This is a genomic window from Pseudoalteromonas sp. 1181_04 (assembly GCF_052850545.1).
Genome location: NZ_VXCS01000002.1, coordinates 51501 through 77348 on the forward strand (window position 1 = coordinate 51501; position 25848 = coordinate 77348).

Sequence of the window (25848 nt, forward strand, 5' to 3'; positions counted from 1 at the left end):
AAAGTAATCTTCAAGATGTTATTTTTAACAGCTAGAATTCAGTGGTGCGTTCATCAAAAGGTTTAGATTAAGCAGGTAGAGATTCAAGCAGGATAGTTAACTGTTTACTTCACTCATACTGAGTGAAGTAATAATCATAATTACTGTACTAATACGTGTGTGAGGGCTATATCAATGGCAACCACGACCAGCAAAACAGCCATGACTAAGTTAATTATTTTAAAGTATTTTGAGTTTGTCATATGTTTACCAATAGCATGGCCAGCTAATGAGTAACTCGCAGGAGCGCCAAACGCTAGTAATGCGAGGATACATGACCAAACGATGACTGCCATGCCTGATATATCCGCTGCTGGAAATTGAATGGTGGTGATGGGTAATGTCGCAGCCAGTGCTTTGGGATTAAGTAGCTGCATCCATAAGCCGTTACTAAATGACAGCGATTTTGTAGTGGTTTTTTGATTGTTAAAATTGACCTGTGTTTTAGCAATTCTAACCGCGATATATAGTATATATAAACAACCTGCAAAGCTTAAAACTGGTAATATTTTCGCCGGGATCAACTCTATACCCACATAGCCTAGTAATATAAATAAGATTAGCATCGCGGTGGCTACACCTGAGAAAAAGCCTAAATGTGCCGTGGTTTTATTATTGATGCCACTTTGTAAACCGAGCAGATTGATGGGTCCAGGGGTGTACATTATACCTATTGCATAAGCGAATATTTCTAACATTTTGATCCCTTATTGTTTAGAGCGAAAGTTGTAATTGGTATTGTTTAGGAGTTAAACCATAAATACGCTTGAAATGGCGATTTAAATGGCTGTTATCGGCAAAGCCCGAATCTAATGCGACCTGAGATGCTCGTGCGCCTGATTCGATATATTTTCGGGCCATATTTATCCGACAGTTCACCACATATTGATAAGGCGTTAGGCCAAACTGCTTATTAAACAGCCTAATGAAATGATATTTCGACATAGTAGCGACACCAGCGATATCATCAATTGAGATGTCATGACCTAAGTTCGCCATAATGTAGTCTTTTGCTTTAAGTAATAAAGTGTCTTTTCTTGAACTGAGCCCCAGCGGCTCTATGGCGCAGCCTGTCTGTTTGATGATTGAATGAGCAATATTAAACAGCGTGTTTTCGGTATCAATGGTTGTGTAATTGTTACCACTGATAAGTTGTTTGAGCGCTAAAATCTGCTGTGCTAATTGTGGGTCTGCCAGCAAAGGTGTAGCGACTCTTGGCGTTGCATGTTTGGTGTAACCCAATGCTTTAAACATTGGTTCAAATTCATTTGGGTGTACATAGAGCATAACGTATTCAAGATGTTCTGTTAAACCTGAGTGACCATCGTGAACGTCTTCTGGGTTAAATACTATTACTCCGCCAGTTGGACTTTTGTGAAAGGCTCTTTGACTAAAAAAATCTTGCCGACCTTTTAAGGTAACACCCAGTGAGTACTCTTCATGGGCATGTTTTGAGTAGCTAAAGTCGGTCATCTTCGCATCAAGCAAAGTAAACTGGTTTAATGTTTTATCGTTGATGTACTGAAATTGATTCATTTGCTTCGCACTCTTCGCTAATCACCTATTGCTTGAGTATAAGCAGATTGAAATATAAAAACTTGAACAAAATTGCGCGATTTAGCTATTCAAGCAGCTATAGTATATCTATTAAAAATATGGGCATTCTTGCTGATCAAATAGCTCAATAATTGCGTTAAAGTAAATTCATGGAGGCAAAAGGTAGAGCAATGCAAGAGCAATTGCAGAGAACAACTATACGTCATAATTTTTGCCCTGTTATTGAGTTATTTTCGTGAAGCTATAAGGTCAATAATTTAATGCAATTAATATTAACAGAGCGAGGAAGCTGTTTTATTAGACTAAAGTCTATAAGTTAATTTTCTTCACCTATTAGGTTTATTTTTATCGTTTGTTGAAATTGAGCTAACACTCTAAAGTTCAATTGTAGGCACCAGATACGACACGATTTAGGCAAATAATCAAATAGGAATATAATCATGAAACGTACACTTATCAAAACTATTGCTCTTAGCTCACTATTAACATGTTCAGCTGTTGCTATGGCTGATCAAAGTGATTACAAATTAATGGTTATTGAGACAGCAACAGCACCACAGCCAGTTGAACAATCATTTAATAATTGCGCACTAAACGTTAAATCAAAAAATTACGCGCAAGCAGAAACTATTTGTACTAAAGCGATTGCGTTGCTAAAACAAAGCGAAGGCCCAAAAATGAAATTACGTGAATTAACATCGTTTGCATTAAGTAATCGCGGTGTATCACGTATGATGGCTAAAAATGATACCGCTGGTCTTTCAGATTTATATGAAGCTGCACAAATGGCTGATAGCGCGATGGTATCGCATAACCTTACTCGTGCTAAAGAATACCTATCGTTATAAATTAGGCCTTATTACTTGAATTAAAGCCCCATACTGTTAACTCAGCATGGGGTTTTTGCGTTATTAGGCTATGGCTTATCCTGCCACAGGGGTATTGTCAGTGGAGATGCCTTTAAGGCTTTTGATCAGCATATAAATACAGGTTGTGAATAAACAACCGCCTAAATACAACATAATGCCGTTAGCTGAAGCAAATAAGTTGGCAGCAAGCAAAGGCCCAAAGACCGAGCCAAAGCTGTAACTCAGTAACATAATTTCCGTTGCTGAGACTATTTTTTCGATTGGCAATGCGTCACAGGCTAAGGTGATGGCAATGGGGTAGAGTGCAAAACTTGCAGCCCCTAAAATAAAGTAACTGGCCATCAATACGTTGAAGTGTACAGCTTGCATAATACCAACTACACCCATCGCGCCAAATAAACAAAATAATGCCATTAATAAGCTTTTTGCCATTCGTGTTGATAAATAACTCACCAACGGCTGTACTAACATACCGCCTAAAATAATCACCGCCATCAAGGTGCCAGTAAAAGCGGCCTGCTCACTTTGGGCAGCGATATATACTGGCATTAAACCGTATATTGGGCCAAGTACTAATCCTGATACCAAACAGCCTAAAATTGCTGGGCGACTGAGCTTTTTTAACTCAGTTAATTGTAGCTTTTGCGAGTGCTGACTTTGCGGTTGCCCTGATTTAATCAGCAGCGGTGCTAACATCGCTAAAAATAATAGAGCAATAACAAACAAATAGGGGAGTGGGCCACTGGTGCCAAGCGGATCGATAGCTAGTTGGCCAACGGCGCTGCCACCGTACAGGGATGTCATATACAGGCCTAATCGTTTAGCTCGTGCTTTGGCAGTGTCAGTCATTAGTAACCAAGATTCAACCACCACAAATACCCCAGCTACGGCGATACCAGCTACAAAGCGGGCTAAAAGCCACACGTTGGCATTAGGTAAAATAAGCTGTGCTGCAACACTGAAAATTAATAACCCCAGAAATGCCAGAAAAGCATGACGGTGGCCTACTCTTGCAACAATACGCTCAATAAAAAAAGCACCAATTAATAAGCCAAGATAAAAGACACTAGCTAACCAAGAGGCAAGTTCATTATCAAGCCCAAAGGCGCTCAATGATAAAGGAATTAGACTCATTAAAAAGCCTGAGGCAATAGCAAAAAAAGACAAACCAATAACAGGCGCAAGTGGGTTATTTGGTTTATGACCGGCAGCGAGCTCAACCATTAAAGAATCCGATTTAAAGGGCATAAATAATTGCGTTGGAATGTTTTAATAGCTGGCAATTATTTTTGGTTGGTTAATTTTGCGGCGAATTTAATCCGATTTTGAACACAAGTAAAGTTATATTTGAATATTTACTCAACATTTTATTTAGAACGGTTAGTTAGGTAAATAAACCGGTTATTTACGTCATTTTGGTATCATTTTTTTAGCGAAATTGTTTAAAATTTGTAGTTGTTTTATCAATCTAAATAATAACTTGGTATGCTGTGTTTTTATTTTTCATCAAGAGGCAGTAGTAAAAATGAACCAGCTAACAATCGCTTTAGTCGGGCTTGGGGATATAGCACAAAAAGCATATTTACCTATTGCCACGCAACATGCACAGATCGATCCTATTTTTTGTACACGAAACCTGACAACATTAACGCAGTTAGCGAAGCAGTATCGGGTTCAAAAGTGCTTTACAGATTACCAAGCGGTACTGGCGTGTAAGCCCGATGGGGTGATGATCCACACTAATACTGAGTCTCATTTTACGTTTGCGAAGCAGGCACTTGAACAAAAAATCGCTACGTTTGTGGATAAGCCATTAGCGTATAGTTTTAGTGAGGTAAGTGAACTTATTGCGTTAGCAACTAAACATAACACGCCATTATTTTTAGGTTTTAATCGTCGCTTTTTACCAATTATGGCCGATATTGCAAAGCCACAAATACGCCATCTTAAATGGCAAAAAAACCGCTTAAATTTACCAGCACAGCCGCGCACTTTTATTTTTGATGACTTCATCCATGTGGTTGATAGTTTATGCCATTTTGCAAATGTAGAGCGTTTTGATCAACTTACCCAGTTACAGGTGTTTTCACAGCTAGATCCACAAGGCTTATTGGCAGCAATACATGTTAGTTTTGAGTTTGAAGGGCGGTTATTTCAAGGCGCTATGGATAGATTAAGTGGCTGTAATGAAGAAGTGGTTGAAATAACTGCTTTGAATGAAAAGTGGCGGTTTGAATCGCTAACCAATATGACTTCTATGGTCAATGGAATACAGCAGAGCGCGATGCAAAATGATTGGCAAGCAACGCTATATAAACGGGGCTTTGAGTCAATGCTAGAGGCATGGCTAACGGCGGTTAAAACGCAGCAGGTAGACCAATTACAGCTTAAAAAAGATAGTTTAACACATGAGTTGTGTGAGTGGCTGGTTGCACACGTATCAAACAATAATGAACTATTTCACTGTTAAACTATTTCAAGGAAGTTGTAATGAAAGTGATGAAGTACATGGGACTAACGTTCTTTACAGTCCTTGTTATTGGGCTGCTCATACCTGAAAAAATAGTGATCCCAGTCAAAGGTGCAACAGCAAATGATTGGCATCATAATACCTTTTGGTATAGCCCTTGGGGTAAATCAGGTGTACACAAAGGGATAGATATTTTTGGCAAAAAACACACGGCAGTGGTTGCTTCGGTAAGTGGTGTGGTGCTGTATTCAGGTGAGCTAAAGCGCGGTGGTAAAGTGGTGGCATTACTTGGGCCTAAGTGGCGACTGCATTACTTTGCCCACTTAGAAAGTTATTCGGTAAGTGCAGGAGACTATGTTGCAGTCAGTGAGGTGATTGGTAGCTTAGGAGACACGGGGAATGCGGCAGGTAAACAACCTCACGTACATTACTCTATTTTATCGCTACTGCCGTACCCATGGTTAATGACCGCGCAAAGCCAAGGCTGGAAGAAAATGTTCTTTTTAAATCCAGATGAAAAACTACGCTAAAATAATTGCCGTTATTTTCACACTTATCCAGCTGATTAACTTAAAATACCGGTAATTCACTCTTTTTATTTAGGAATTCAGCAGTAATGAATTCTATTGCAGTTAGCCTGTTTGGCAGGATGTTTTCTAATAAAGCCATGTTGGCGTTTGATCACCATATGTTGACTATTCTCCAAGGTAACTCAACTAGACAAATAAGTTGGAGTGATTTGGAGGCACCGCCGTCGTTTGCTTTCGGCTTGTTTGGTCAAACGATTTCTTTTGTTACGGCACAACAAAATCATACATTTTCGCTGCTGGCATATGGTGCTCACCGTAAATTTAAAACTGAATTTGAACGCTATTGGGTGAACGCTAATGAAGCTAAGCTTGACACTTTTCTTAATAAAATAACAAAACTGGTCAAGCAGCGATATTTACGCCAGTCTTATGTTAGTCGTATTCAGCGGTTGGCACAGCAAGAGCATGATCGTTGGTTGCCGTGGATAAAAATCAGCCCCGCATTTGTTTTAGTGGATAAAAAAATAAACGTATTAGAGCAATATGCAAACTGGGATGCTGCACTTACCCAGTATCTACAACAAAAATACGTTACTAAGCAACTTAACCTACACCACGCTTTTTTTGACCGTGTTGAAGCAAATCCATTAACACTAGGTCAAAGACGTGCTTGTGTGATTGATGACGATAATAACTTGTTATTGGCTGGCGCAGGCACCGGTAAAACCAGTGTTATGATTGGCAGGGCTGGGTTTTTAGTGCAAAGTCAGCAGGCAAGTTACAGTGATATTTTATTGCTGGCCTATGGTCGCAAAGCTGCTGATGAAATGGATCAACGGATCGAAAATAAGCTCGCCACCGATAAAATAAAAGCCGCTACTTTTCATAGTGTCGGACTGGCGATTATCTCACAAGTTGAACGTGCTAAACCGACTATGAGTGTATTTGCAGAAGACGAAAAAGCGAAAGCAAAATGGGTGCAGCAGTGCTTTGAATCATTGATTGAAAACAGTGCCGAGTATCGTCATCTGGTTTTAGATTATTTTAGTAAATACTATTATGTTGAAAAAAATGAATTTGATTTTAAAACATTGGGTGACTATTACAGCTACTTAAATGATAACGATATCCGTAGCCTAAAAGGCGACAAGGTAAAAAGCTTTGGTGAGTTATATATAGCTAATTGGCTGTTTTATCACGGCATAGATTATCAATACGAAGCGCCTTATAAAGTTGACGTAAAAACCATTGAACGCAGACAGTACAAGCCTGATTTTTATTTACCTGAGTACGATATTTACATTGAATATTACGGCATCGATGACGCTGGCAATACTGCGCCTTACATTGATAAAGCGCAATACCATAGCGAAATTGATTGGAAAAATACCACTCATGCCAGTAATAACACTCACTGTATAGCTTTGACTTATGGGCAACATAAACAAGGTAAGCTGTTAAACGAACTTGAACAAGCGCTTTTAAGTGCGAGCGTGAAAACACAGATATTGCCCTTAGAATCACTGCTCGAAAGCTTAAAAGAAACTGGCAGGATCACCGTATTAGCTGCGTTATTTAGTCAATTGCTGAGTTTATATAAGGCGGCTTATTTAACTGATGCTGATGAAGTTGATGTCATTAAACGCTCCCTTGACGCCAAACAAACAACCCAAGCGTTGGCGCTATTAAAACCAATTTTATCTAACTACAACGCTCACTTGCAGCAGCGCGGTGAAATTGACTTTGATGATATGATTATCAAGGCAATCGAGTATGTTGAGTCGGGCAAGTTTAAATCGCCTTGGCGTTATATTATGGTTGATGAATTTCAAGATATATCACAGCCAAGAGCACGATTGGTTAAAGCACTTCGCGATAGCAACAAAGGTAGTTCAGCATTTGCAGTGGGTGACGATTGGCAAGCAATTTACCGATTCAGCGGCGCTGATATTAAGTTGACCACTGAGTTTGCAACGTATTTTGGCTTTACTACGCAAACGGCGCTGGATCTTACGTTTCGTTTTAATAATAAAATTGGTGAAGTTGCCTCAGCATTTATTAGAAAAAATCCCGCGCAGCTTGATAAAACGATTACTTCTTTAACTCAGGTTTCACATCCTAGTGTGTCGTTATTAAGGCGCAGTAGTAATGCGTCTATTGGTTATAAAAATAGTTATTACAGTGACATTCCTGAACTATTAAATGGTGCGATTGATGACATACTCTGCACAATACACAGCAAGGCATGTAAACCCACAACCGTGTATTTTTTAGCGCGATTTTGGTTTCAGCTACCAACAAATACGGATATTAAAACCATGAGTGTTAAATATCCGTTGTTAAAAATTCAGTCGCAGTCTTTTCACGCCTCAAAAGGTAAAGAAGCCGATCATGTTATTATTATCGGATTACAAAAGGGTAAACATGGTTTTCCATCTGAAAAAGTTGCGCCCGCAATTATCGAAGCTTTATTACCAGCGCCAGAAAACTTCGCTTACGCACAAGAGCGACGGTTATTTTACGTTGCACTAACGCGCGCAAAACACCGCGCCTACATCATTGCTGATATGACCAATAGCAGTTGTTTTGTCTCGGAGTTAATTGCTGAACATGACATAGAACTGGATGAATTTACTAGTGATGTTGATCAATTACATATCGCAGATATAAACTGTATGCGCTGTGATAGCGGGGTATTAAAAAAACACAATGGTCGTTTTGGGCCATTCTACGGCTGTTCGTTATTTCCACGTTGTGAGCATAAAGAAAAATCGTGCGAGCAGTGCCAAAGCCCAATGACTCGCAGTCGCTATACAGGGTTTAAATTATGTATAAATACAGCCTGTAACCATCTAGTGCCAACGTGTGATAAATGCGGTGCTGAAATGGTATTACGCAATAGCGCAAAAGGGCAGTTTTGGGGATGCAAAAATTATAAAGGTAATGATCCACTTAGCTGTAAAAATGGCAAAGACAGTAAGTCAATTCAATGGCCCGAGCTTGCTTAACCTATAGATAGATAAGGGCTAAATAGCCCTTATCTATTGTTTAATTTATTGCATCGCAACAGCAAGTTGATGATACAAACCGATACCGATAAGTACGTTAAATGGGAAAGTGATGCCTAGTGAACTGAGCATAGCCAGACCTATATCGGCTTTGGGGATTGCGGCTTTTATAGCGGCAGGCGCTGCAATATAAGATGCGCTGGCCACTAAACTCCCCAAGATAACGATTGAGCCTAACTCAAGCGCTAATAAAGTGCCGACACTGACTCCAATCGCGCCTAATATTAATGGACTGATTATAGCAAATAGTGTCAGTTTCCAGTGATGCCAAGGTATAGGGCGTAATGTTTGCGCTGCCGTTAAACCCATTTCGAGTAAAAATAATGCAAGCACGACTTTAAAACTATTGGTTAATAATCCAGTTACTTGGCTGCCTTGCTGTGTGCCATACATCATACCAATAACAACACCGCCTACGAGGAGAATAACGCTCTTATTGGTTAAGGTTTCATGCCAGAGTGCTTTAAGCGATAAGGTATTATCGGCACTATGTTGTTTATCAAGTCGTCGATAAATTAACAGCCCTACGATAATCGCGGGAAGCTCTAGCATCACTAAATACAGGGTTACTTCAGCACCTACTGCTAGCTGCGCCGATTCAGCATAAGCGAGGGCGACTGCAAATGTCCCCGCGCTTACGGAGCCATAATGGGCGGCGATACTTGCGCTGTTCGCTACCGAAAGTTTTATCACATATTTTAAAATAGGGTAGAGCATTAAAGGTATAAATGCGCCAAGCAGCATCACCGAGCCCATTTCTGGCAATAATTGCCAACTAAGATTGCCGTGTAATACCATGCCGCCTTTTAAGCCTATGGTCAGCATCAGCAGCAAACTTAAGGTCTCGTAAGTTGCTTTTGGAATAACGAGATCAGAACGTAAAATCCCCGCAACTAAACCCAAAACAAAAAACATTACAACAATATCTGGCACACCTTTCTCCTATTAATTTAAAGTCGCGCTATTGTAGATAAAATCATACATTGTAAATAATAAAATGATTGGTAGTTAGTTATAGGTTATTATCTATGGGTTGATTAATACCAAAGGGGATGTGATAGCGATGGATTTAAGACATATTTCTTTTCGGCTGCTTGAAGTGTTTATGAGTGTAGTAAAAACCGGCTCGATCAGTGAAACCGCAAGGCGTTTACACTTAACTCAGCCAACGGTGTCGCTGCAAATTAAACGTTTACAAGAGGCTGTAGATGAGCCGCTGGTGATTATACAGCAACAAAAACTGCATGTCACAGAAGCCGGGCATGAGTTATTTAGGACTTGCCAACGAGTGTTTGGCCACTTTGATGATTACAACGATTTTTTAGCTGAACTCAAAGGGGGCGAGCGCGGGCGATGTAAAATCGCCATGGTGAATACCGCACAATATATTTTGCCAAAATTACTCGGGCCCTATAGTAATTTGCATCCTCATGTTGAGTTGCCTCTTGAGATTGGCAATAGAGCAGAGGTGTTAGCGCGCTTTGAACGCGGTGAAGATGATATTTATGTATTTAGCCATCCACCGTCACTTGAACATGCAAAAGCGGCACGCTTTTTAAAAAACCCGCTTGAGTTTATTGTGCCTACTGATCATCCATTAGCTAATCAACAACACGTTGCACTTTCTGAGCTAGTGAAATACCGCTTTTTATTAAGAGAGCCTGGCTCTGCAACTCGGATGTTATTTGAGAGCGAACTGCAAAGACGCGGTTTAGTACTGAGTAACAGCGTGCAAATGGCAAGTAATGAGGCTATTCGCGTTGCAGTATCATCAGGAATGGGAATTGGTGTGCTGTCTCGCCATGTGTTGCCAATAGGAGATCATGGCTTCAAAGTATTAACTGTAAGTGATGCAAGCTTAGCAAGTCATTGGTACTTTGTGATCCGCACTGATCGGCATATTGCTCATGCTGCGCGTAGTTTTTTAACATTTGCCCAAGACCACCTTGAACAATACTTAGATGGCCGATGGGTACGTAATGAATTGCATGGGCTGAATCTAAGTTTAGCTGATCAGCAAATTCGTTAGTTGAAAATTCAACCTAGTGAACGAATGATTTTACCGCATTAATTAATATCTGGCGTGGAGTCTCTTAAAACGAGAGTCGGCTGGAATACACGATTAATTGTAATGCCAGGGCGTTTGTAAATGTCTTTAAGTACAAGGTTAGCCGCCATTCTGCCCATCTCTGGGACTGGGTTATCTATGGTTGTTAGAGTTGGGTAAAGGTAATTGGTGAAAATCACGTTATCGTAGCCCATAATGGCGAGATCTTTCGGTAAATTAAAACCGTGTTCTCTGGCGAACTTCATCGCACCTGAGGCCATTTCATCATTGGCACAGACAATTGCGCTAAATTGCGCTTTATTTTCAATAAAATGTTTTAAGCCATCATTGCCGCCGGTTTCTTTAAAGTCGCCAATGTAAAAAAGGCTTTCATCAAAGGCTATATTGTATTCAGCAAGCGCTTTTTTATGTCCTACGAGTCGGTCTGACGCATCAACTTTAAATTGTGGACCCGCAATATAAGCAATATTTTTGTGACCTTTATTGATCATCGTTTTAGTGGCAAGATAACCGCCCAGAACGTTATCAAGACTAATACAGTTGTCTTTAATTTCCTCAACATAACGGCTCATTAAATAAATGGGGATTTTTCCCTTACTAAGTTCAATTAGATATTCGTCCGATACTATTTCCACATGGGCAATTATGGCATCACAGTTACGACTGATTAAAAATTCAAAGCCATTTTTCTCTTTGTCTTCGTCACTGTGCCCTGCGGTAATAATAACATGCTTACCTGCGGCACGAAGTTGCTGCTCTATCGCCGACATCATTTGGCCAAAGAATGGGCCGTCTAGTTCAGAGACTAAAACACCAACACTACTGGTACGACTCGATGCTAAAGAACGGGCAATAGAACTGGGTTGATAGCCAAGTTGCTGCATTGCTTCGAGCACTTTTTTCTTGGTTTTTTTACTTACATAATCATTGTCGTTCAGAACCCTTGATACCGTAGAGAGAGAGACACCTGCAAGTTCTGATACTTGATAAATTGTAGCCATTAATTTCCTAGCGTGATTATTCGCACTTTATAAAAACGTATTGATAATGAAATATAATTTACACATTACTGCGTCTAAAAGCCAAGTCTTCCGTGATTTTCTGCGTCATTGCGGGTGTCAACGGATAGATAAGCATCAAGGCGGCACCTAAAAAAGCAAATGCTGCGGGGATCCAACTCATTAATAGTTGCATGCCAGGTAATGATTGCGTAATGGTTGCTTCGTTCATGCCGTTATAGCCATAGCCTGCCAATACCACTAATACTAATGCCCCAGCGAAACCGCCGCCAGTTTTTTGCACAAACGTCCCTGCGGAATAAATTAAGCCCGTGGCGCGGCGTTTATTTTTCCACTCAGAATAATCGGCAGCATCCCCTAACATGCTAAAAAACAGGGTAGGCATCATGGCAGCAAAAAATTCAGCTGCACACCCAAAAGTAAATATGGCAACAATGTTGTCAGCAGGCACCCAATAAAATGCTGTGGTTAATAAGCCACTTAATATTAAAGAGATGATAAATAAATTACGTTTGCCTATTAGTTCGGCAAGTTTACCAGTGGCAAGAGCGCCGAGGATAGACACCACTAATAACGCAACGAAGTATTGGCCTGCCATCAGTTCGCTGCCAACCTGATATTTAAAGTAATAAGCAATTACACCATACTTTATACCGTTGAACATCATGGTCAAAAAGCCCATGCCTAATAAAATTAACCAAGGCTTGTTGGTGAGCAAATCAACCATATCACGTTGAGTTCCGGTGAGATTTTGATGATCTTTGTTGAGTAATTTTTTTATCACAACAGTCATCATAGTCATGATAAATGCAAAAAATAGCCCACTGTAGATTTCGCGATAATAAAAGAACAAGGTAGTTGCCAATAATGGCAGAATAATAAAGGGTAAGTTTTTAGTTAAATCTTTGAGCTCTGATTTTAAATTACCACTGGTTGTTTTGTGGGGGATTACCCGCTCTTTGGTGCTAACAAAAGTGATCACCATCAAAACAATTAGTAATGCTGCAAATAAGTACATGGTTAACTGATAACCTTTGGCGTTATCGCCATCGCCAAAATAAGCAACCAGTTCAGGTAAAAAGCCCATCACTAATAAACCGCCTGCAAAGGCTCCGGCAAAGCGAAAACTCGATAGTTTCGTGCGCTCGGTATCGTCTGGACTCATTACTCCCATTAATGCAGAGTAAGGCACGTTACTCACCGTATAAGCTAACGTTAAGCCTATGTAGGTAATGTAGGCGTAAATTAACTTGTTGGTGTCATTGAAATCAGGTGTGGTGAAACACAACACCATGAACAGTCCTAAAAAAGGAGCAGACCATAAAATCCACGGTCTAAATTTACCAAACCGAGTGGTGGTTCTGTCTGCAATCATTCCCATAATGATATCGGTTACACCATCGGATAACCTAACCACCAAAAATAACATAGCTGCGGCCGCAGCCGATATGCCAAATGTGTCAGTGTAAAATACTGCTAGGTAGGCAAGTGCACCTCGCCAAACCAAGTTGGCTCCGGCATCACCCATCGCATAACCGATTTTTTCGTATAAAGGAATTTTGTTCACTGTGTGTTTCTTATTGTTGTTTTTAAAGGAGCACTAGCTAAGTTTACCGGCTAGTAATTAAACTACTATACGCAAGGCCACTGGCTTTTACAGTACGTTGTTGAGTTTGATAATCAACATAAACGATACCAAATCGCTTTGAATAGCCTTCAGCCCATTCAAAGTTATCCATTAGGCTCCATGCAAAGTAGCCATGGATCACCACACCTTGTTCAGTTGCGTTATGCAATGCGTTTAAGTGTTGCTGATAGTAAGCTATGCGATCTGAATCGTTAACTTTACCATCTATCATCTTGTCGGCCATTGCTGCGCCATTTTCAGTAATATAAATCGGTGGTAGGGTATATTTCTCATTTAACGATACTAATAATTCAGTAAGTGCTTGCGGGTAAATTTCCCAACCAATATCAGTTAATAGGCCTTGATGTGGGCGCTCGTCATAAAAATCATCAGCGCTTGCTTGGTAATGTAAACGCGTATAAAAATTAACGCCAAGGTAATCTAATGGCTGCGCAATAATTTCCATATCACCGGGGTGAATATCTGGACGCTGCTCTGCTGGAAGTTGCTCAATAATATCTGGGTATTTGCCAGTCATTACAGGGCGCATATACCAATGGTTAATATAATCATCAGCAAAGGCTGTGGCTTTAAGATCTGCGTCACTTTGTGTTACCGGGTAACAGGGAGTAAAGTTGAGTACGATACCATTAAGTGTCTGTGGGCTATTTTTAGCCAGCATTTGCATCGCTAAACCATGACCTAGTAATAAGTGATGGGCAGCTTTTCGGCCAAATTCCCGACCGACAATACCTGGGGCATGCACACCAATTTCATACCCTAAATAAGAGCTGCAAAAAGGTTCATTTAAGGTTGAATATGAATAAACACGATCACCAAACGCTTTGCTAATAAGATCTGTGTAGTGAGCAAATTCATAGGCGGTATTACGATTTAACCAGCCGCCTTGATCTTCTAAATACTGCGGTAGATCCCAGTGATATAAAGTGACAAATACCTTGATGTTGCGGCGTTTAAGTTCATCTAGAAGATCAGTATAAAATTTCACACCTAATGGATTTAAACTACCATCTTGATGCATTACGCGTGGCCAAGAAATTGATAAACGATAGGCATCAACGCCCAGAGAATCTATTAACTCAATATCTTGAGGCCAACGAGTGTAGTGTTCACAGGCGATTAGACCATTTGAGTTATCGGCAATTTTATCGTCTTGAGCACAAAAGGTGTCCCAAATACATGGCAGACGATCTGCTGCACCACCTTCAATTTGAAATGAAGCAGTTGCTACGCCAAAAGTGAAGTCTTTGCTCAGTAGCGGCGAGTGTTTAGGTAAAGATAATTGTTTCATTAATAGAAAACCTCTGCTTTCTTTTTATAGTCCGTGATGCTGTTATTTTTAGCTTTTAAAGCTAACATATCTGAAAGCGCTTCCATATTTAATTTGATTAATGCCAATAGATGGTATTTAATGACTTTAAGGAAGCGCTTCCATATTTAGGTTAGTGACTATTTCTTAACAGGTCAACAGTTAAATTTTAATTTCAATGATGACAAAAAATAGTTCTACCGTTGCTTAGATGAATAAACCGCTTGGTCTCGCTTTTGTAATACAGCAGGTACTTAGAGTCTTTTAAGCAGCAATGAGTTGATAATAGATAGGTATATAAAAATGAAAACACACTTACACACAGCTAAGTTACCTACACTAAGTTTGTTAGCTGGATTAGTTACTCTGGCTGGTTGTTCAGCAAGCGAAAGTAAAGATACGTCTCAAAATAATAGAGCTGTTGAACAAATGCAGCAGCAACAATCGCTAGCTATTTGGCCAAAGCTGAATAATGTGGTTCGAGCTGATCCGCAAATTGAGTCTAAGATTGCTCAGTACTTGCAGACGATGACATTAGAGCAAAAAGTTGCGCAGATGATTCAACCTGAGATCCGCGATATAACGACTGATGATATGCGTAAATATGGTTTTGGCTCGTATTTAAATGGCGGAGGCTCATTTCCGAACGCGAATAAACATGCCACACCACAAGATTGGATTGCACTTGCTGAACAGATGTATCAAGCATCGGTTGACGATTCTCTTGATGGCATCGATATTCCTACCATGTGGGGCACCGATGCTGTACATGGTCATAATAACGTGATTGGTGCAACGTTATTTCCACATAACATTGGCTTAGGCGCAGCAAATAATCCCGCTTTAATAGAAAAAATAGCCGCTGCGACGGCAATCGAAGTGATGGTTACTGGTATTGATTGGGTATTTGCGCCGACTGTTGCTGTTGTACGTGATGACCGCTGGGGTCGAACTTATGAAGGGTATTCTGAAGATCCAGAGATTGTCCGCCGGTACTCAGTTGCCATTGTTAACGGCTTGCAAGGCCATGCAGATGGTGATTTTTTAAGTCATAAGCGGGTGATTAGCACAGTTAAACACTTTTTAGGTGATGGCGGTACCGTCGATGGTGACGATCAAGGTAACAATATCGATTCAGAGCAAGCCTTGTTTGATACTCATGCTCAAGGCTACATTGGTGGTTTGTCGGCTGGTAGTCAATCTGTTATGGCGTCGTTTAATAGCTGGCATGGTAAGAAAAATCATGGCAATAAATACCTGCTTACCGATGTACTGAAAACGAAAATGGGCTTTGATGGCTTTGTTGTTGGTGATTGGAATGGCCACGGACAAGTTGTAGGTTGTAGTAACGAAAGCTGCCCACAGGCTGTAAACGCGGGGCTTGATATTTTTATGGTTCCTACGGGGGCGTGGAAACCACTTTATGAAAATACGATAGCGCAAGTAAAAGCCGGTGAAATTGCCATGAGCCGAATTGACGATGCTGTTGCGCGTATTTTAAGAGTCAAACTAAGAGCGGGTTTATTTGATAAACCGAGCCCTGCAAAACGTCAGTTCTCAGGTAAAACGCAGTTAATTGGCGCGCAAGTGCACCGCGATATTGCGCGACAAGCTGTGCGTGGATCACTGGTGTTATTAAAAAACAACAACAATACTTTGCCGATAGCGGCTAATTCACGAGTATTAATTGCCGGAGATGGCGCAGATAATATTGCTAAGCAAGCGGGGGGCTGGAGTATTACTTGGCAAGGCACCAATAACGAAAATACCGATTTCCCTGGTGCTACGTCAATCTTTGCGGGTTTAAAAGCGCAGATCACGGCCGCAGGTGGAGAGGCCATTTTAAGTCCTGATGGACACTTTACACAAAAACCTGATGTGGCGATTGTGGTGTTTGGAGAAGAACCTTATGCAGAAGGCCACGGTGACAGGGATAATCTTGAGTTTGAGCGTAATAATAAAAAGTCGTTAGCGTTATTAAAACAGCTTAAATCAAAAGGCGTGCCGGTCGTATCGGTATTCATTTCAGGTCGACCAATGTGGGTTAACGCTGAGTTAAATGCCTCTGATGCGTTTGTCGCCGCATGGCTACCGGGTACAGAAGGACAAGGTGTGGCCGATGTATTATTAACTGACGCAGGAGGTGATATTCAGCATGACTTTACTGGTAAATTGTCGTTTTCATGGCCAAAATCACCACTGCAAACCGCAGTAAATAGAGATGATGTAGACTATTCGCCACTATTTCCTTATGGCTTTGGTTTAACCTATACAGATAAAAATACCCTGGCAGATAATTTAAATGAAGACTCAGGTGTTGATATAGCTAGTTTGCCTAATATGGCTATTTTTAATGGCGTGCTGACTGATCCATGGCGATTGTTTTTAAAGTCAGCACAGCAGCAAGTTCAAGTAGCTAGCAATAGCGTTGAATTAGCTGGTATTAGTTATCGTACTGAAGATAAAAATATTCAAGAAGATGCAATGGCATTTGTATTTACAGGTATAGGCCTTACTACAGCCGAAATCAATAGTAACTTCACTGAAGATAAAGTGGCTTATATCGAAGCAAACTCAGCGCTGAGTTTTGATTACAAGATAAATAGCGAATTTGCTGCTCCATTATTTGTTGCTATGAGTTGCGAGCATGGTTGTGGTGGACGTGTTGATATCAGCGCAGAACTCAAAAAGGCTACATTAAATAGATGGCAAACACTCAGCATAGACTTAACCTGCTTTACTGAGCAAGGCGTTGATTTTTCAAGAGTGACTAGCCCATTTTCATTACAGATCACGGGTAACGGTTCGGTTTCTGTGGCGAATATCAACTTTGTGCCAGAAGGAGCAAAACAGGCAACAATTATCTGCCCAGATAGTTAACTTAGTCTTTGATTTTGTTGTGTTGTGCAAAGCCCTTTACGTTTTTAAAGGGCTTTTTATGCTCACTCAGATTATTCAGCAAGACAATATTGTTGTAAGAATGCTTTATGTGTTGGCAATTGTGCCACGCGTTGAGCAATTTGCTGTTTGATACTGTTCAGAAAGTGGCTTAACTCATCATCACTCATCAGGCTTGCAATTAAATGGTATTGTTTGGGTTTGAGACCTTGACCCAACATTACTTGCACCCATGAGTCGACTCTAAAAATATCGCCGTCATCTAAAAATACCCGCCCAGTTTCTTTGAATAAACTAATTTTATGAACAAGGGTATCAGGCACTTCCATATTTTTACAATGACGCCAAAATTCGCTATCAGTGCGATCAGTGACTTTATAATGCAAGACAATAAAATCACGAATGTTTTCAATCTCACTTTTTAGCTGTTTGTTGTATTCGTGGATTGCTTGTTCGGTAATACCATCAAATGGAAATAGCCGGATAAAGCGAATAATGCCCGACATAATTAAATGAATACTGGTAGATTCAAGGGGTTCAACAAAGCCACTGGCAAGCCCCAGAGCAAGGCAGTTTTTGTTCCAGCCTTTGCGTCGGCGGCCAGTTTTAAATTTAATTACTTTGGGTTCAGTGAGAGTTTCACCTTGAATATTACTGAGTAAAAGCTGCTTTGCATCAGTATCGTTTAAATAACGGCTACAATACACTAGACCATTACCTACGCGCTGTTGCAGAGGAATTTGCCACTGCCAGCCTGCATCATGTGCAATTGAGCGGGTATAAGGCACTATATCATCGCTAATGGCTCTAGTTTGTACTGCAATTGCGCTATCGCACGGCAGTAAGTGTGACCAATCTTCATAGCCGGTATGCAAAGCCTGTTCAATAAGTAGTCCATTAAAGCCGGTACAATCAATAAAAAAATCACCATTTACGATACTTTCATCTGCAAGAGTTAGGCTGTTTATGAAGCCCGAAGTGGCGCATTTATTAACGTGGATTATTTTTCCCTCTAGACGTTTAACCCCTAGTTGTTCTGAAAATTCACGTAGGAATAATGCATAACGACTCGCATCCATATGAAATGCATAATTAATTGGATTTTGCTGATTAAAAGCACACTTACCTTGTTTAGCTGCTTGCAGTTCATAACAGTAATCACCAAACTCGGATTCAAGTCCTAATGTTAAGCTGTGTAGCCAAAAATGATGAAATTCACCTGCCCAGCATTCTTTGCCCGTCATGCCAAATGAGTGAATATAATCGGTGTTTTTTTCGCCCCAGTTTTCAAAACTGATCCCTAATTTAAAGCTTGCTTGGGTAGCTTTCATAAATGCTTGCTCATTTATGCCAAGTAATTTATGAAAAGTGCGGATCGGTGGAATAGTAGCTTCACCAACACCAACCGTAGCAATGTCGTCGGATTCGATAAGGGTGACATTGATATTTTTACCAACGAGTTTACTGAATGCAGCCGCAGCCATCCAACCAGCTGTACCACCGCCAGCGATCACCACATTTTTTATAGGTTTGTTGTGTGTCATTGTCAGGTTAAGCCTTATTGTTTAAAAGTTGATTTAATAATGCGCGATTTGTTGGTAACCCTTGTAAGTATTTGGCAATTTTTTCACGGTTTTGCTGATAAAAATACTGCCCAGCTTTAGCGTTATTAAAGGTATTTTCTGCTGTTGTATTTTGCGTGTGAAAGCCCATTCCATACAATACATATTGATAGCTGGCAGAGGGGAATACCTCTTCGTTTTCAATTAAATCAAACCTGCTTGGTGGTTGATATTGCCAAAGTGCCAGCAATTCATTCAAACGAGTAGGAATGCTCGATGGTTTTTTTATATCACGCCAGTATTGACTATCATCACGTTCACTTAATATGTAATGTAACTTTAAAAAGTCGATTACTCGCTGCCAGCGATAACTAAAGCGCTGATTAAATCGTTTAGCCAGCAAGTCCATATGAGTACGGTTTTGCGGCATTTGTTCGCTTAACATGCTGATTGAAAGCTCCACCATCGCCAGTGCTGATGCTTCAAGTGGCTCTATAAAACCTTGCGACATACCAACAGCAACACAGTTTTTTACCCAAAACTGTGTGCGGTAACCAGGAAGAAAACTCAGCTTGCGAGTTTGTATTTGCTCGGCGACTTGTTCACCAACAGATAGCGCAGCATAGCTCTTTAAGGTGTTCACAGCGGTTTGTTCATCGCAGTATTTATCGCTATAGGTATAACCGATACCACGACGACTCGGTAGACCAATATCCCAGATCCAACCATGTGGCTGCGCCGTTGATAAAGTGGCTGAGGCGATCTCTTGTTGATTATCGTTATAAGGGAGATGTGCAGCGATAGCGCTATTATTAAAAAGAATATGATCTTGTGTGATAAGCGTTGCGCCATAGTGCTCACCAATCAAACGCGCCCGAGCACCGGTACAATCAATGAATAAGTCGCCGTCTATGTCACCGTGCTTTATGGTGGTGAGTGAATGAATATAATCGTCATGACTATTTTTTACTTCGATGACGTCATCAATAATATGATGCACATTGAGTTTTTCTACGCAGTGGTGTTTTAAAAATGTGGCAAACTTACCGGCATCAAGATGATAGCCGTAATTAGTGACCGCCGCGTATTCTGGTGTGTGTAACTGCTTAGGTGCAAGTGCTGCTTGGCAAACAAAGCTTTGCATATTAACGGCGTCGGCATATTTTTGAGTGCTTGCATGATGTTGCCAGTAAGCGTGTAAATCGGTTTCTAAATAGCCTTCGGGAGTCATAAACGGATGATAGTAGTTTTCGCCTATATTTATGTTACGCCAGTTTATAAATTTTGAACCTTGCTTAAATGAAGCATCACAGTGACGTATAAAATCTATTTCTTCGATACCAATTCGCTTGAGCGTATTGCGCATAGACGGCCAAGTGCCTTCGCCTACACCTGAAATAGCAATGTTTGCAGACTCTATTAAGGTAATCTTTTTTTTAGGGTGTTCAGCGGCTAATAGCCCTGCACTTAGCCAACCTGCTGCGCCACCACCTAATACCACAATGTGTTGTATTTTATTATTCATTGTGTGCTCTGTTGTTTTAATAAAATTGCTATTAACCTGCAACGCAAAAAGCCGCTAACAACTAGCGGCTTAATACTCATGGCGTTAATGAGTCAATAACCCTTGCTTAGAAGTTATAACGCATACCAATATTATAGCGTGCACCATTTTGTTCTAAATTCCATAACTGTGCTTCATACCGGCCATGTTGGCGCATATTTTGTTCAGTAATGTTAAGCCCTTCGACAAAGAACGACATTTGTTCACTGTAGTTGTAAGCAATATTAAAATCAATTTGGTAATACTCTTCTGTAAAGCCCGGCTCGTTAACGTAACGGGCAGCACTGTTTAAGAATTTATCACGCCAGTTATAGGCGATACGCGCCTGAAACTTATCGTTTTCGTACATGGCTATAAAGTTAGCTGTGTCGCTTAAGCCAACAAGGGCAAATTGTGTGACGGTTGGATCAGCGGCTACATTATAATCAATATCACCATTTACTATGGTGTAGTTAGCTTGTAAGCCAAAACCCGTGTCGCCAAAGAAGTGTTGTATAGCAAATTCATAACCATCAATTTTGGCATCTTTACTGTTGGTTGGTACTTGTGCCGTAAAGTCCATCATTGGGTCATCACTGTTTGGTAGAACGTCGTAAGCGGCTTCAAATTCTTCATAGCTCATCGAGTCAAATGCTACACCATTTTCCATTGCAGCAACCATTTGGAATAAATTTGAATCGGTAAACGCAATACCTTGTGCCTCAAGCTCTGCTTTGGCTGCTTGTGCTCTTGGACCCGCAGATGCATCGCGTAAGCCGTAGTAGTTTTGAGTCATTGGTGATAGACCAATAAAATTATCTACTTTTTTATTAAAGTAACCAATCGACACATAACTTAGATCAGTGAAGTACCACTCAGCAGATACATCAAAATTATTCGATTCAAGTGGGACAAGGCTAGGGTTACCAGTTGCTGCTGGTGCATTAGTGGTGCCTGGAATGATCGAAGGGCCGGTAGGTACACCTACCGTTGCCGCAGAACTTAAATTGTCGTAAGTAGGGCGGGCAATAGTGGTACTGTAAGAGGCGCGAAGAGTCACATCCTCAATAACGTTAATGTTAAAATCTAAGCTAGGTAAAAAATGGTTATAGCTTGAGCTCAAGGAATAGTCATCTTTATTGGTGCCGTAACGCACATTAAAGTCGTTGTTACCTTCCCATGCAACTGCATCAGGTAAATCAATATTAGCAGTTGAGGTAATATCGGTTGTTTCATAGCGCGCACCAATCACAAGGTTAAATACCATACCATTGATTTCGTTACTGTAATTATATTGTACAAATGCCGCTTGAATATCTTCTTCAATAGTGCGATTTGTTGCAAAGGCGCCATCAGCCGCAAAATTGAACCCGTATTGATCTGCCGCCCAGTAACCAATTTGTGAAGCACTACCGGTAAAGCCTTGATCAAATGAACCACTGGTATCGTAATCATCAAATTCGGCTAAAAAATTAGTTGGATCTAAATAGCCATCGGGTAGTTCACCAGGGTTTTCAATGCCCCAGTTACCCATTGTATTACGTGTTAGCGATTGTAAAGAGTGACTTTCCATTGAGCGTGACTCAATACCAAAGTCGATACTGCCGTTGTCTATGAGATAACTACCGTGTAGTCGAAATTCATCAACGGTTGATTCTTGACTTGCAAAGTTTGCATCTAAAATTGAGCTACCTACATCAGCTTGATCAAGCGCTCCTGAGCAGTTTAGATTTGTGCGACTACAGTCATCGAAATCTATTACCATAGAGGGTAAGTCACGGCTAAAGTCAACTTGTTGTGCGGCCACGACATTGGCACCTAAGCCTGCATTTATCCAACTACCATAAGGCGCATCGGGTTTGCTGGTAGCTTTTGAGCTGTGGGCATCAAACGTAAAGTTCAGTTGATCACTAAAGTAGTATTGAAGGTTTAAACCGATTGAATTATTTTCGTTTACTTGATTTTGCTCTTGTAATGCTAAGCCTAAGTCGCGAGTAGATAAGTCGCGGCGTTCTTCACGGTAATAAATCGGTGTTTTAACAGCATTGTCATCAAATGTTAAATGGGTTTTATAGTTGTCCATCCAAATTGATTGCTCTGCACGGGCTTCAAATAACTCTTGCTGTGAGTAAGTATAATCAAGTGTTGTGGTAAACGAGTCAATAGGGCTGTATTGCAATGTTAATTGAGCATTAGTACGAGTTCGCTCACGATCTGCAATGGTGTAGCGCAAGTCTGATGGCATTGAATAATACTGGCCCATCGCAGGAGCATTTTCTAATACAATGTCATCTGCTGCTTGAGGGATGGTGCCATCATATTCTGTGGTGCGCCATTCGCCAACAAATGCCCCGGTTGCTGAACTATCACGCTGTTGCATACTTGCTGTGAGTGAAGCACCAAATTTAGCATCTTCATCTGTCCAGCTAAAGATCCCTGAAATTTCTGGAGTAACATCATCGCCGACACGGTTAGTTGTATCGTGCTGTGCTTTAACACCAATATTGGCAACTAGGCCAGGGTTATCAAGCGGACGAGCAGTATTGATATTAATGGTTGCACCAATGCCACCAGATGCGATGCTTGCTTTACCTGTTTTATATACTTCCACTGATTTCACACTTTCTGAGGCAAGATTAGCAAAATCATAGGCTCGAGAGTTTGGAGCACCACCACCAGCAGGAAGAGAGGCCGCAGGCATTGTACGTCCGTTTAATGTCACCATATTATAATCTGGACCAAAACCACGCACCGTCACTTTAGAACCTTCACCATTGCTGCGGTCAATTGAAACACCGGTAATGCGTTGCAGCGATTCAGCTAAATTAGTGTCTGGAAATTTACCAATGTCTTCTGCAGAAATGGCATCAACAACCCCAGAAGAGTAACGCTTAAGCTGAGTTGATTCTTTGATACTGCCTTTAAAACCGGTGACTTGAATCACTTCTAATTCACTTTGTTGTTCAACCTCGGCGGCAAACGTAGACATAGTGGTTGCGGCACCTAAAATCAAAGATAAGCTGGTGGCTAACTTTGTTTTCATTAAAATATGCTTGGACATTAGACTTCCCTCGTACTGTTATCATTATTATTTACTCGCCACAAAAATGCGGCGGTATCACTGTGTGTGGAAGCGCTTCCATAGTGGCTTGTATTAATTTCTGTGGAAGCGCTTCCAGAAAGGCTAGTGTAATTTTTATGTTGCGTCAACAACTGTGTTTAATTTATTGCAGCTAAAATGTATTAAATTTGTTTGTTTGGATGTGGTGTTTATTGTTTTATATATAATTATCGGTCAATTATTTTTTATTTTCATCTTTGTAACTTTATTAGGTAAATGAGTGTTCGCATGGTTTTTATGCCCATAAATATGAAAACAACTGAACTTAAACGGGAGGCTAATTGAATGATGGAGTAGCAATTAGCATAAGTAAAAAGTACCTTATTGTTATTATCTAATTGCGGTTGGTATATTTATAACGTATTGTTTGTTATCAATTAACATGGAATATATCGTACTTCCCGAGATTAAGTAAGAGTCGTTATGTTGTTAACTCACGTCAGAAATACCCACATAAAAGAAATCATGTCATGGTTTTTAAATGAAGAAGAAGTTCATGCATGGGCTGGGCCTAATTTTAGATACCCGTACGATTTTAATTCTTTCAAAAAGGGTTTAAAACTTGATGAAATAAACTCATTTGTATTGCTTGCTGATGATAATACGCTAATGGCTTTTGGTCAGTTTTATTTACGTATTGGTCGTTGTCATCTAGGTAGGTTAGTGGTTAACCCTGAGTATCGTGGTGGTGGCATTGTAGCAACACTAATTACGCAGCTCAGTGAACTAGGTCAATTAACTTTAGCTACGCAAACATGTTCTTTATTTGTATTAGCTCATAACAAAAGTGCGATTAAAGCGTATAAAAAACTTGGCTTTGTGCTTGCTGATTACCCAGAGCCAATACCACTTGCTAATTGTTTGTATATGACAAAGACACCAGGCTAAGTTTAATCAGTGGTTATACTCAGTGGACTCAGTGCTTAAAAAATTACAATTCAGTTCGGTTACATAACACCGTTGGCAACATGGTCGGTTTGTTGATCACTAATAACCACTTGATCTCGGCCTTTTGCTTTAGCGATATATAAGCGTTTATCGGCTTGATCTAACAGTGTTTTAATTGAAGCATTGGCATCATAACTACTGCTAATTCCCACACTTACTGATAAATTAATAGTGTTTCCTTTAAAACGTAAGCTATGCCCTCTAATTGCATCACAGAGTTTTTGAGCAGTTACCTGAGCTTGATTAAGAGATTGATCAGGGAGTAATAAAGCAAACTCTTCACCACCAATTCGCGCAGCAATATCGTTATCATTTAGCTGTGCCATGATATGTTGCGCGATCCATTTAATAGCGGTATCACCTGTGCTGTGACCATATTTATCATTAACACTTTTGAAGTAATCAATATCGATCATAACTATCGAAAATGATTGCTGATATGCAACGCCTTGTTTGAGGAGTTTTTCACCTTGCATAAAAAAACCACGTCGATTTAAGAGGCGGGTGAGCACATCGTGATTGACTAGTCGCTGAAGGTTTTCTTCAATATTTACAAATAATAAAAACGGCAATACCAAAGCTGTAGCAGTCGCTAGAATGACATGGCTTACTAAAATTATTTGTAGCCAAAGACTATAATCAGTTGCAGAATTACTAACCAAAGGAGCTAATAACATAAATGCTTGTATATACATGATCAAACAATGGCTAATAAAACAGCCGGACAAGATTTTTTGTTGCATTGGTGCTACGCATTTCATCTTATGAACTAAACATGCGCCGTAAATAAAGAGTGTTGCAATAACAATACTTGTCACCAATTGGCCTGCTGTAATAGCATAGATTGGTAGTAACACAATTGCACTGACAATCACTAAGGTTAAAAAGTGCCGGTTAGTATTTTTAGTGAGGTTAGTTACTTTCTGCAAACCAATAAGAGCGAGTATAGGACTAATTATGATGCACATATCAGCCAGATAGTGCGTAATAAAAGGGTTATCGAGCACTATTCGCAGGCATGCTAAAATTTGCGCGGCCACAAATACCATACACGACCCGCCTAAGTATAAATAACAGGGTTGTTTTTTATAATTATAAACGGTAAAAAAAAGCCGCCGATCAGGACATTCAAAAGTAATGATATGCTCATCACAGTAGGTAAATGTAGCATTATGAATCTGCCTTGTTTAATCGAGCTG

18 protein-coding genes are annotated in these 25848 nt (G+C 40.3%); 7 read left to right on the forward strand and 11 right to left on the reverse strand.

The annotated features are described in order from the left end of the window. Nucleotides 1-140: 140 nt before the first annotated feature. Nucleotides 141-737 (reverse strand): LysE family translocator, encoded by a 597-nt coding sequence (locus FW757_RS01645; protein WP_182718885.1) that lies wholly within the window; start codon nt 735-737, stop codon nt 141-143. Between the two features lie 16 nt (nt 738-753). Beyond that, nucleotides 754-1575: an AraC family transcriptional regulator gene (locus tag FW757_RS01650; RefSeq protein WP_182718886.1), complete on the reverse strand. Its 822-nt coding sequence runs from the start codon at nt 1573-1575 to the stop codon at nt 754-756. A 461-nt stretch (nt 1576-2036) separates the two neighbouring features. Here FW757_RS01650 and FW757_RS01655 point away from each other — a divergent pair, with 461 nt between their 5' ends. Continuing rightward, nucleotides 2037-2444: a hypothetical protein gene (locus FW757_RS01655; RefSeq protein WP_446440804.1), complete on the forward strand. Its 408-nt coding sequence runs from the start codon at nt 2037-2039 to the stop codon at nt 2442-2444. 75 nt (nt 2445-2519) lie between these two features. Here FW757_RS01655 and FW757_RS01660 read toward each other — a convergent pair whose 3' ends face one another. Then, entirely contained in the window at nt 2520-3689 is a 1170-nt protein-coding gene (locus tag FW757_RS01660; RefSeq protein WP_149980981.1) for an MFS transporter, read from the reverse strand. A 301-nt stretch (nt 3690-3990) separates the two neighbouring features. Between FW757_RS01660 and FW757_RS01665 the strand changes: the two genes are divergently transcribed. From FW757_RS01665 to FW757_RS01675, 3 genes are all read left to right on the forward strand, one after another. Then, complete coding sequence (locus FW757_RS01665; protein ID WP_446440805.1) at nt 3991-4935, forward strand: Gfo/Idh/MocA family protein; 945 nt, start codon at nt 3991-3993, stop codon at nt 4933-4935. Nucleotides 4936-4955: 20 nt separating this feature from the next. Beyond that, on the forward strand, nt 4956-5465 hold the full coding sequence (locus FW757_RS01670; protein WP_145233049.1) for a M23 family metallopeptidase: 510 nt from the start codon (nt 4956-4958) through the stop codon (nt 5463-5465). 86 nt (nt 5466-5551) lie between these two features. Further along, complete coding sequence (locus FW757_RS01675; RefSeq protein WP_182739218.1) at nt 5552-8473, forward strand: UvrD-helicase domain-containing protein; 2922 nt, start codon at nt 5552-5554, stop codon at nt 8471-8473. A 45-nt stretch (nt 8474-8518) separates the two neighbouring features. Here FW757_RS01675 and FW757_RS01680 read toward each other — a convergent pair whose 3' ends face one another. Then, on the reverse strand, nt 8519-9466 hold the full coding sequence (locus FW757_RS01680) for a sodium-dependent bicarbonate transport family permease (protein WP_182718891.1): 948 nt from the start codon (nt 9464-9466) through the stop codon (nt 8519-8521). Between the two features lie 130 nt (nt 9467-9596). Here FW757_RS01680 and FW757_RS01685 point away from each other — a divergent pair, with 130 nt between their 5' ends. Continuing rightward, nucleotides 9597-10562: a LysR family transcriptional regulator gene (locus FW757_RS01685; protein ID WP_182739219.1), complete on the forward strand. Its 966-nt coding sequence runs from the start codon at nt 9597-9599 to the stop codon at nt 10560-10562. Between the two features lie 38 nt (nt 10563-10600). On the opposite strand, the gene FW757_RS01690 is transcribed toward FW757_RS01685, so the two are convergent. Genes FW757_RS01690 through FW757_RS01700 form a run of 3 tightly spaced genes read right to left on the reverse strand, consistent with a single transcriptional unit; the run spans nt 10601 to nt 14559 of the window. Then, nucleotides 10601-11602 (reverse strand): LacI family DNA-binding transcriptional regulator, encoded by a 1002-nt coding sequence (locus FW757_RS01690; RefSeq protein WP_145233053.1) that lies wholly within the window; start codon nt 11600-11602, stop codon nt 10601-10603. 58 nt (nt 11603-11660) lie between these two features. Then, nucleotides 11661-13187, reverse strand: coding sequence for an MFS transporter (locus FW757_RS01695; RefSeq protein WP_182718893.1), 1527 nt, complete (start codon nt 13185-13187; stop codon nt 11661-11663). Nucleotides 13188-13230: 43 nt separating this feature from the next. Beyond that, on the reverse strand, nt 13231-14559 hold the full coding sequence (locus FW757_RS01700; protein ID WP_182734311.1) for a GH1 family beta-glucosidase: 1329 nt from the start codon (nt 14557-14559) through the stop codon (nt 13231-13233). A gap of 321 nt (nt 14560-14880) precedes the next feature. On the opposite strand from FW757_RS01700, the gene FW757_RS01705 reads away from it, so the two are divergent. Further along, complete coding sequence (locus FW757_RS01705) at nt 14881-17457, forward strand: glycoside hydrolase family 3 protein (protein WP_182739220.1); 2577 nt, start codon at nt 14881-14883, stop codon at nt 17455-17457. 71 nt (nt 17458-17528) lie between these two features. Here FW757_RS01705 and FW757_RS01710 read toward each other — a convergent pair whose 3' ends face one another. From FW757_RS01710 to FW757_RS01720, 3 genes are all read right to left on the reverse strand, one after another. Continuing rightward, nucleotides 17529-19019 (reverse strand): tryptophan halogenase family protein, encoded by a 1491-nt coding sequence (locus FW757_RS01710; RefSeq protein ID WP_182739221.1) that lies wholly within the window; start codon nt 19017-19019, stop codon nt 17529-17531. 7 nt (nt 19020-19026) lie between these two features. Next, nucleotides 19027-20562: a tryptophan halogenase family protein gene (locus tag FW757_RS01715; protein ID WP_446440806.1), complete on the reverse strand. Its 1536-nt coding sequence runs from the start codon at nt 20560-20562 to the stop codon at nt 19027-19029. Between the two features lie 106 nt (nt 20563-20668). Then, nucleotides 20669-23641, reverse strand: a complete 2973-nt coding sequence (locus tag FW757_RS01720; protein WP_446440807.1) for a TonB-dependent receptor — start codon at nt 23639-23641, stop codon at nt 20669-20671. Between the two features lie 483 nt (nt 23642-24124). Here FW757_RS01720 and FW757_RS01725 point away from each other — a divergent pair, with 483 nt between their 5' ends. Beyond that, nucleotides 24125-24589, forward strand: a complete 465-nt coding sequence (locus tag FW757_RS01725) for a GNAT family N-acetyltransferase (protein WP_259398525.1) — start codon at nt 24125-24127, stop codon at nt 24587-24589. A 59-nt stretch (nt 24590-24648) separates the two neighbouring features. On the opposite strand, the gene FW757_RS01730 is transcribed toward FW757_RS01725, so the two are convergent. Continuing rightward, entirely contained in the window at nt 24649-25698 is a 1050-nt protein-coding gene (locus FW757_RS01730; protein WP_182718898.1) for a GGDEF domain-containing protein, read from the reverse strand. Nucleotides 25699-25848: the final 150 nt, after the last annotated feature.

Coding starts and splice junctions, on each gene's coding strand:
- FW757_RS01645 (WP_182718885.1), bottom strand. CDS start 737: ATGTTAGAAATATTCGCTTATGCAATAGGTATAATGTACACCCCTGGA.
- FW757_RS01650 (WP_182718886.1), bottom strand. CDS start 1,575: ATGAATCAATTTCAGTACATCAACGATAAAACATTAAACCAGTTTACT.
- FW757_RS01655 (WP_446440804.1), top strand. CDS start 2,037: ATGAAACGTACACTTATCAAAACTATTGCTCTTAGCTCACTATTAACA.
- FW757_RS01660 (WP_149980981.1), bottom strand. CDS start 3,689: ATGGTTGAGCTCGCTGCCGGTCATAAACCAAATAACCCACTTGCGCCT.
- FW757_RS01665 (WP_446440805.1), top strand. CDS start 3,991: ATGAACCAGCTAACAATCGCTTTAGTCGGGCTTGGGGATATAGCACAA.
- FW757_RS01670 (WP_145233049.1), top strand. CDS start 4,956: ATGAAAGTGATGAAGTACATGGGACTAACGTTCTTTACAGTCCTTGTT.
- FW757_RS01675 (WP_182739218.1), top strand. CDS start 5,552: ATGAATTCTATTGCAGTTAGCCTGTTTGGCAGGATGTTTTCTAATAAA.
- FW757_RS01685 (WP_182739219.1), top strand. CDS start 9,597: ATGGATTTAAGACATATTTCTTTTCGGCTGCTTGAAGTGTTTATGAGT.
- FW757_RS01690 (WP_145233053.1), bottom strand. CDS start 11,602: ATGGCTACAATTTATCAAGTATCAGAACTTGCAGGTGTCTCTCTCTCT.
- FW757_RS01700 (WP_182734311.1), bottom strand. CDS start 14,559: ATGAAACAATTATCTTTACCTAAACACTCGCCGCTACTGAGCAAAGAC.
- FW757_RS01705 (WP_182739220.1), top strand. CDS start 14,881: ATGAAAACACACTTACACACAGCTAAGTTACCTACACTAAGTTTGTTA.
- FW757_RS01710 (WP_182739221.1), bottom strand. CDS start 19,019: ATGACACACAACAAACCTATAAAAAATGTGGTGATCGCTGGCGGTGGT.
- FW757_RS01715 (WP_446440806.1), bottom strand. CDS start 20,562: ATGAATAATAAAATACAACACATTGTGGTATTAGGTGGTGGCGCAGCA.
- FW757_RS01720 (WP_446440807.1), bottom strand. CDS start 23,641: ATGTCCAAGCATATTTTAATGAAAACAAAGTTAGCCACCAGCTTATCT.
- FW757_RS01725 (WP_259398525.1), top strand. CDS start 24,125: ATGTTGTTAACTCACGTCAGAAATACCCACATAAAAGAAATCATGTCA.
- FW757_RS01730 (WP_182718898.1), bottom strand. CDS start 25,698: ATGGTATTTGTGGCCGCGCAAATTTTAGCATGCCTGCGAATAGTGCTC.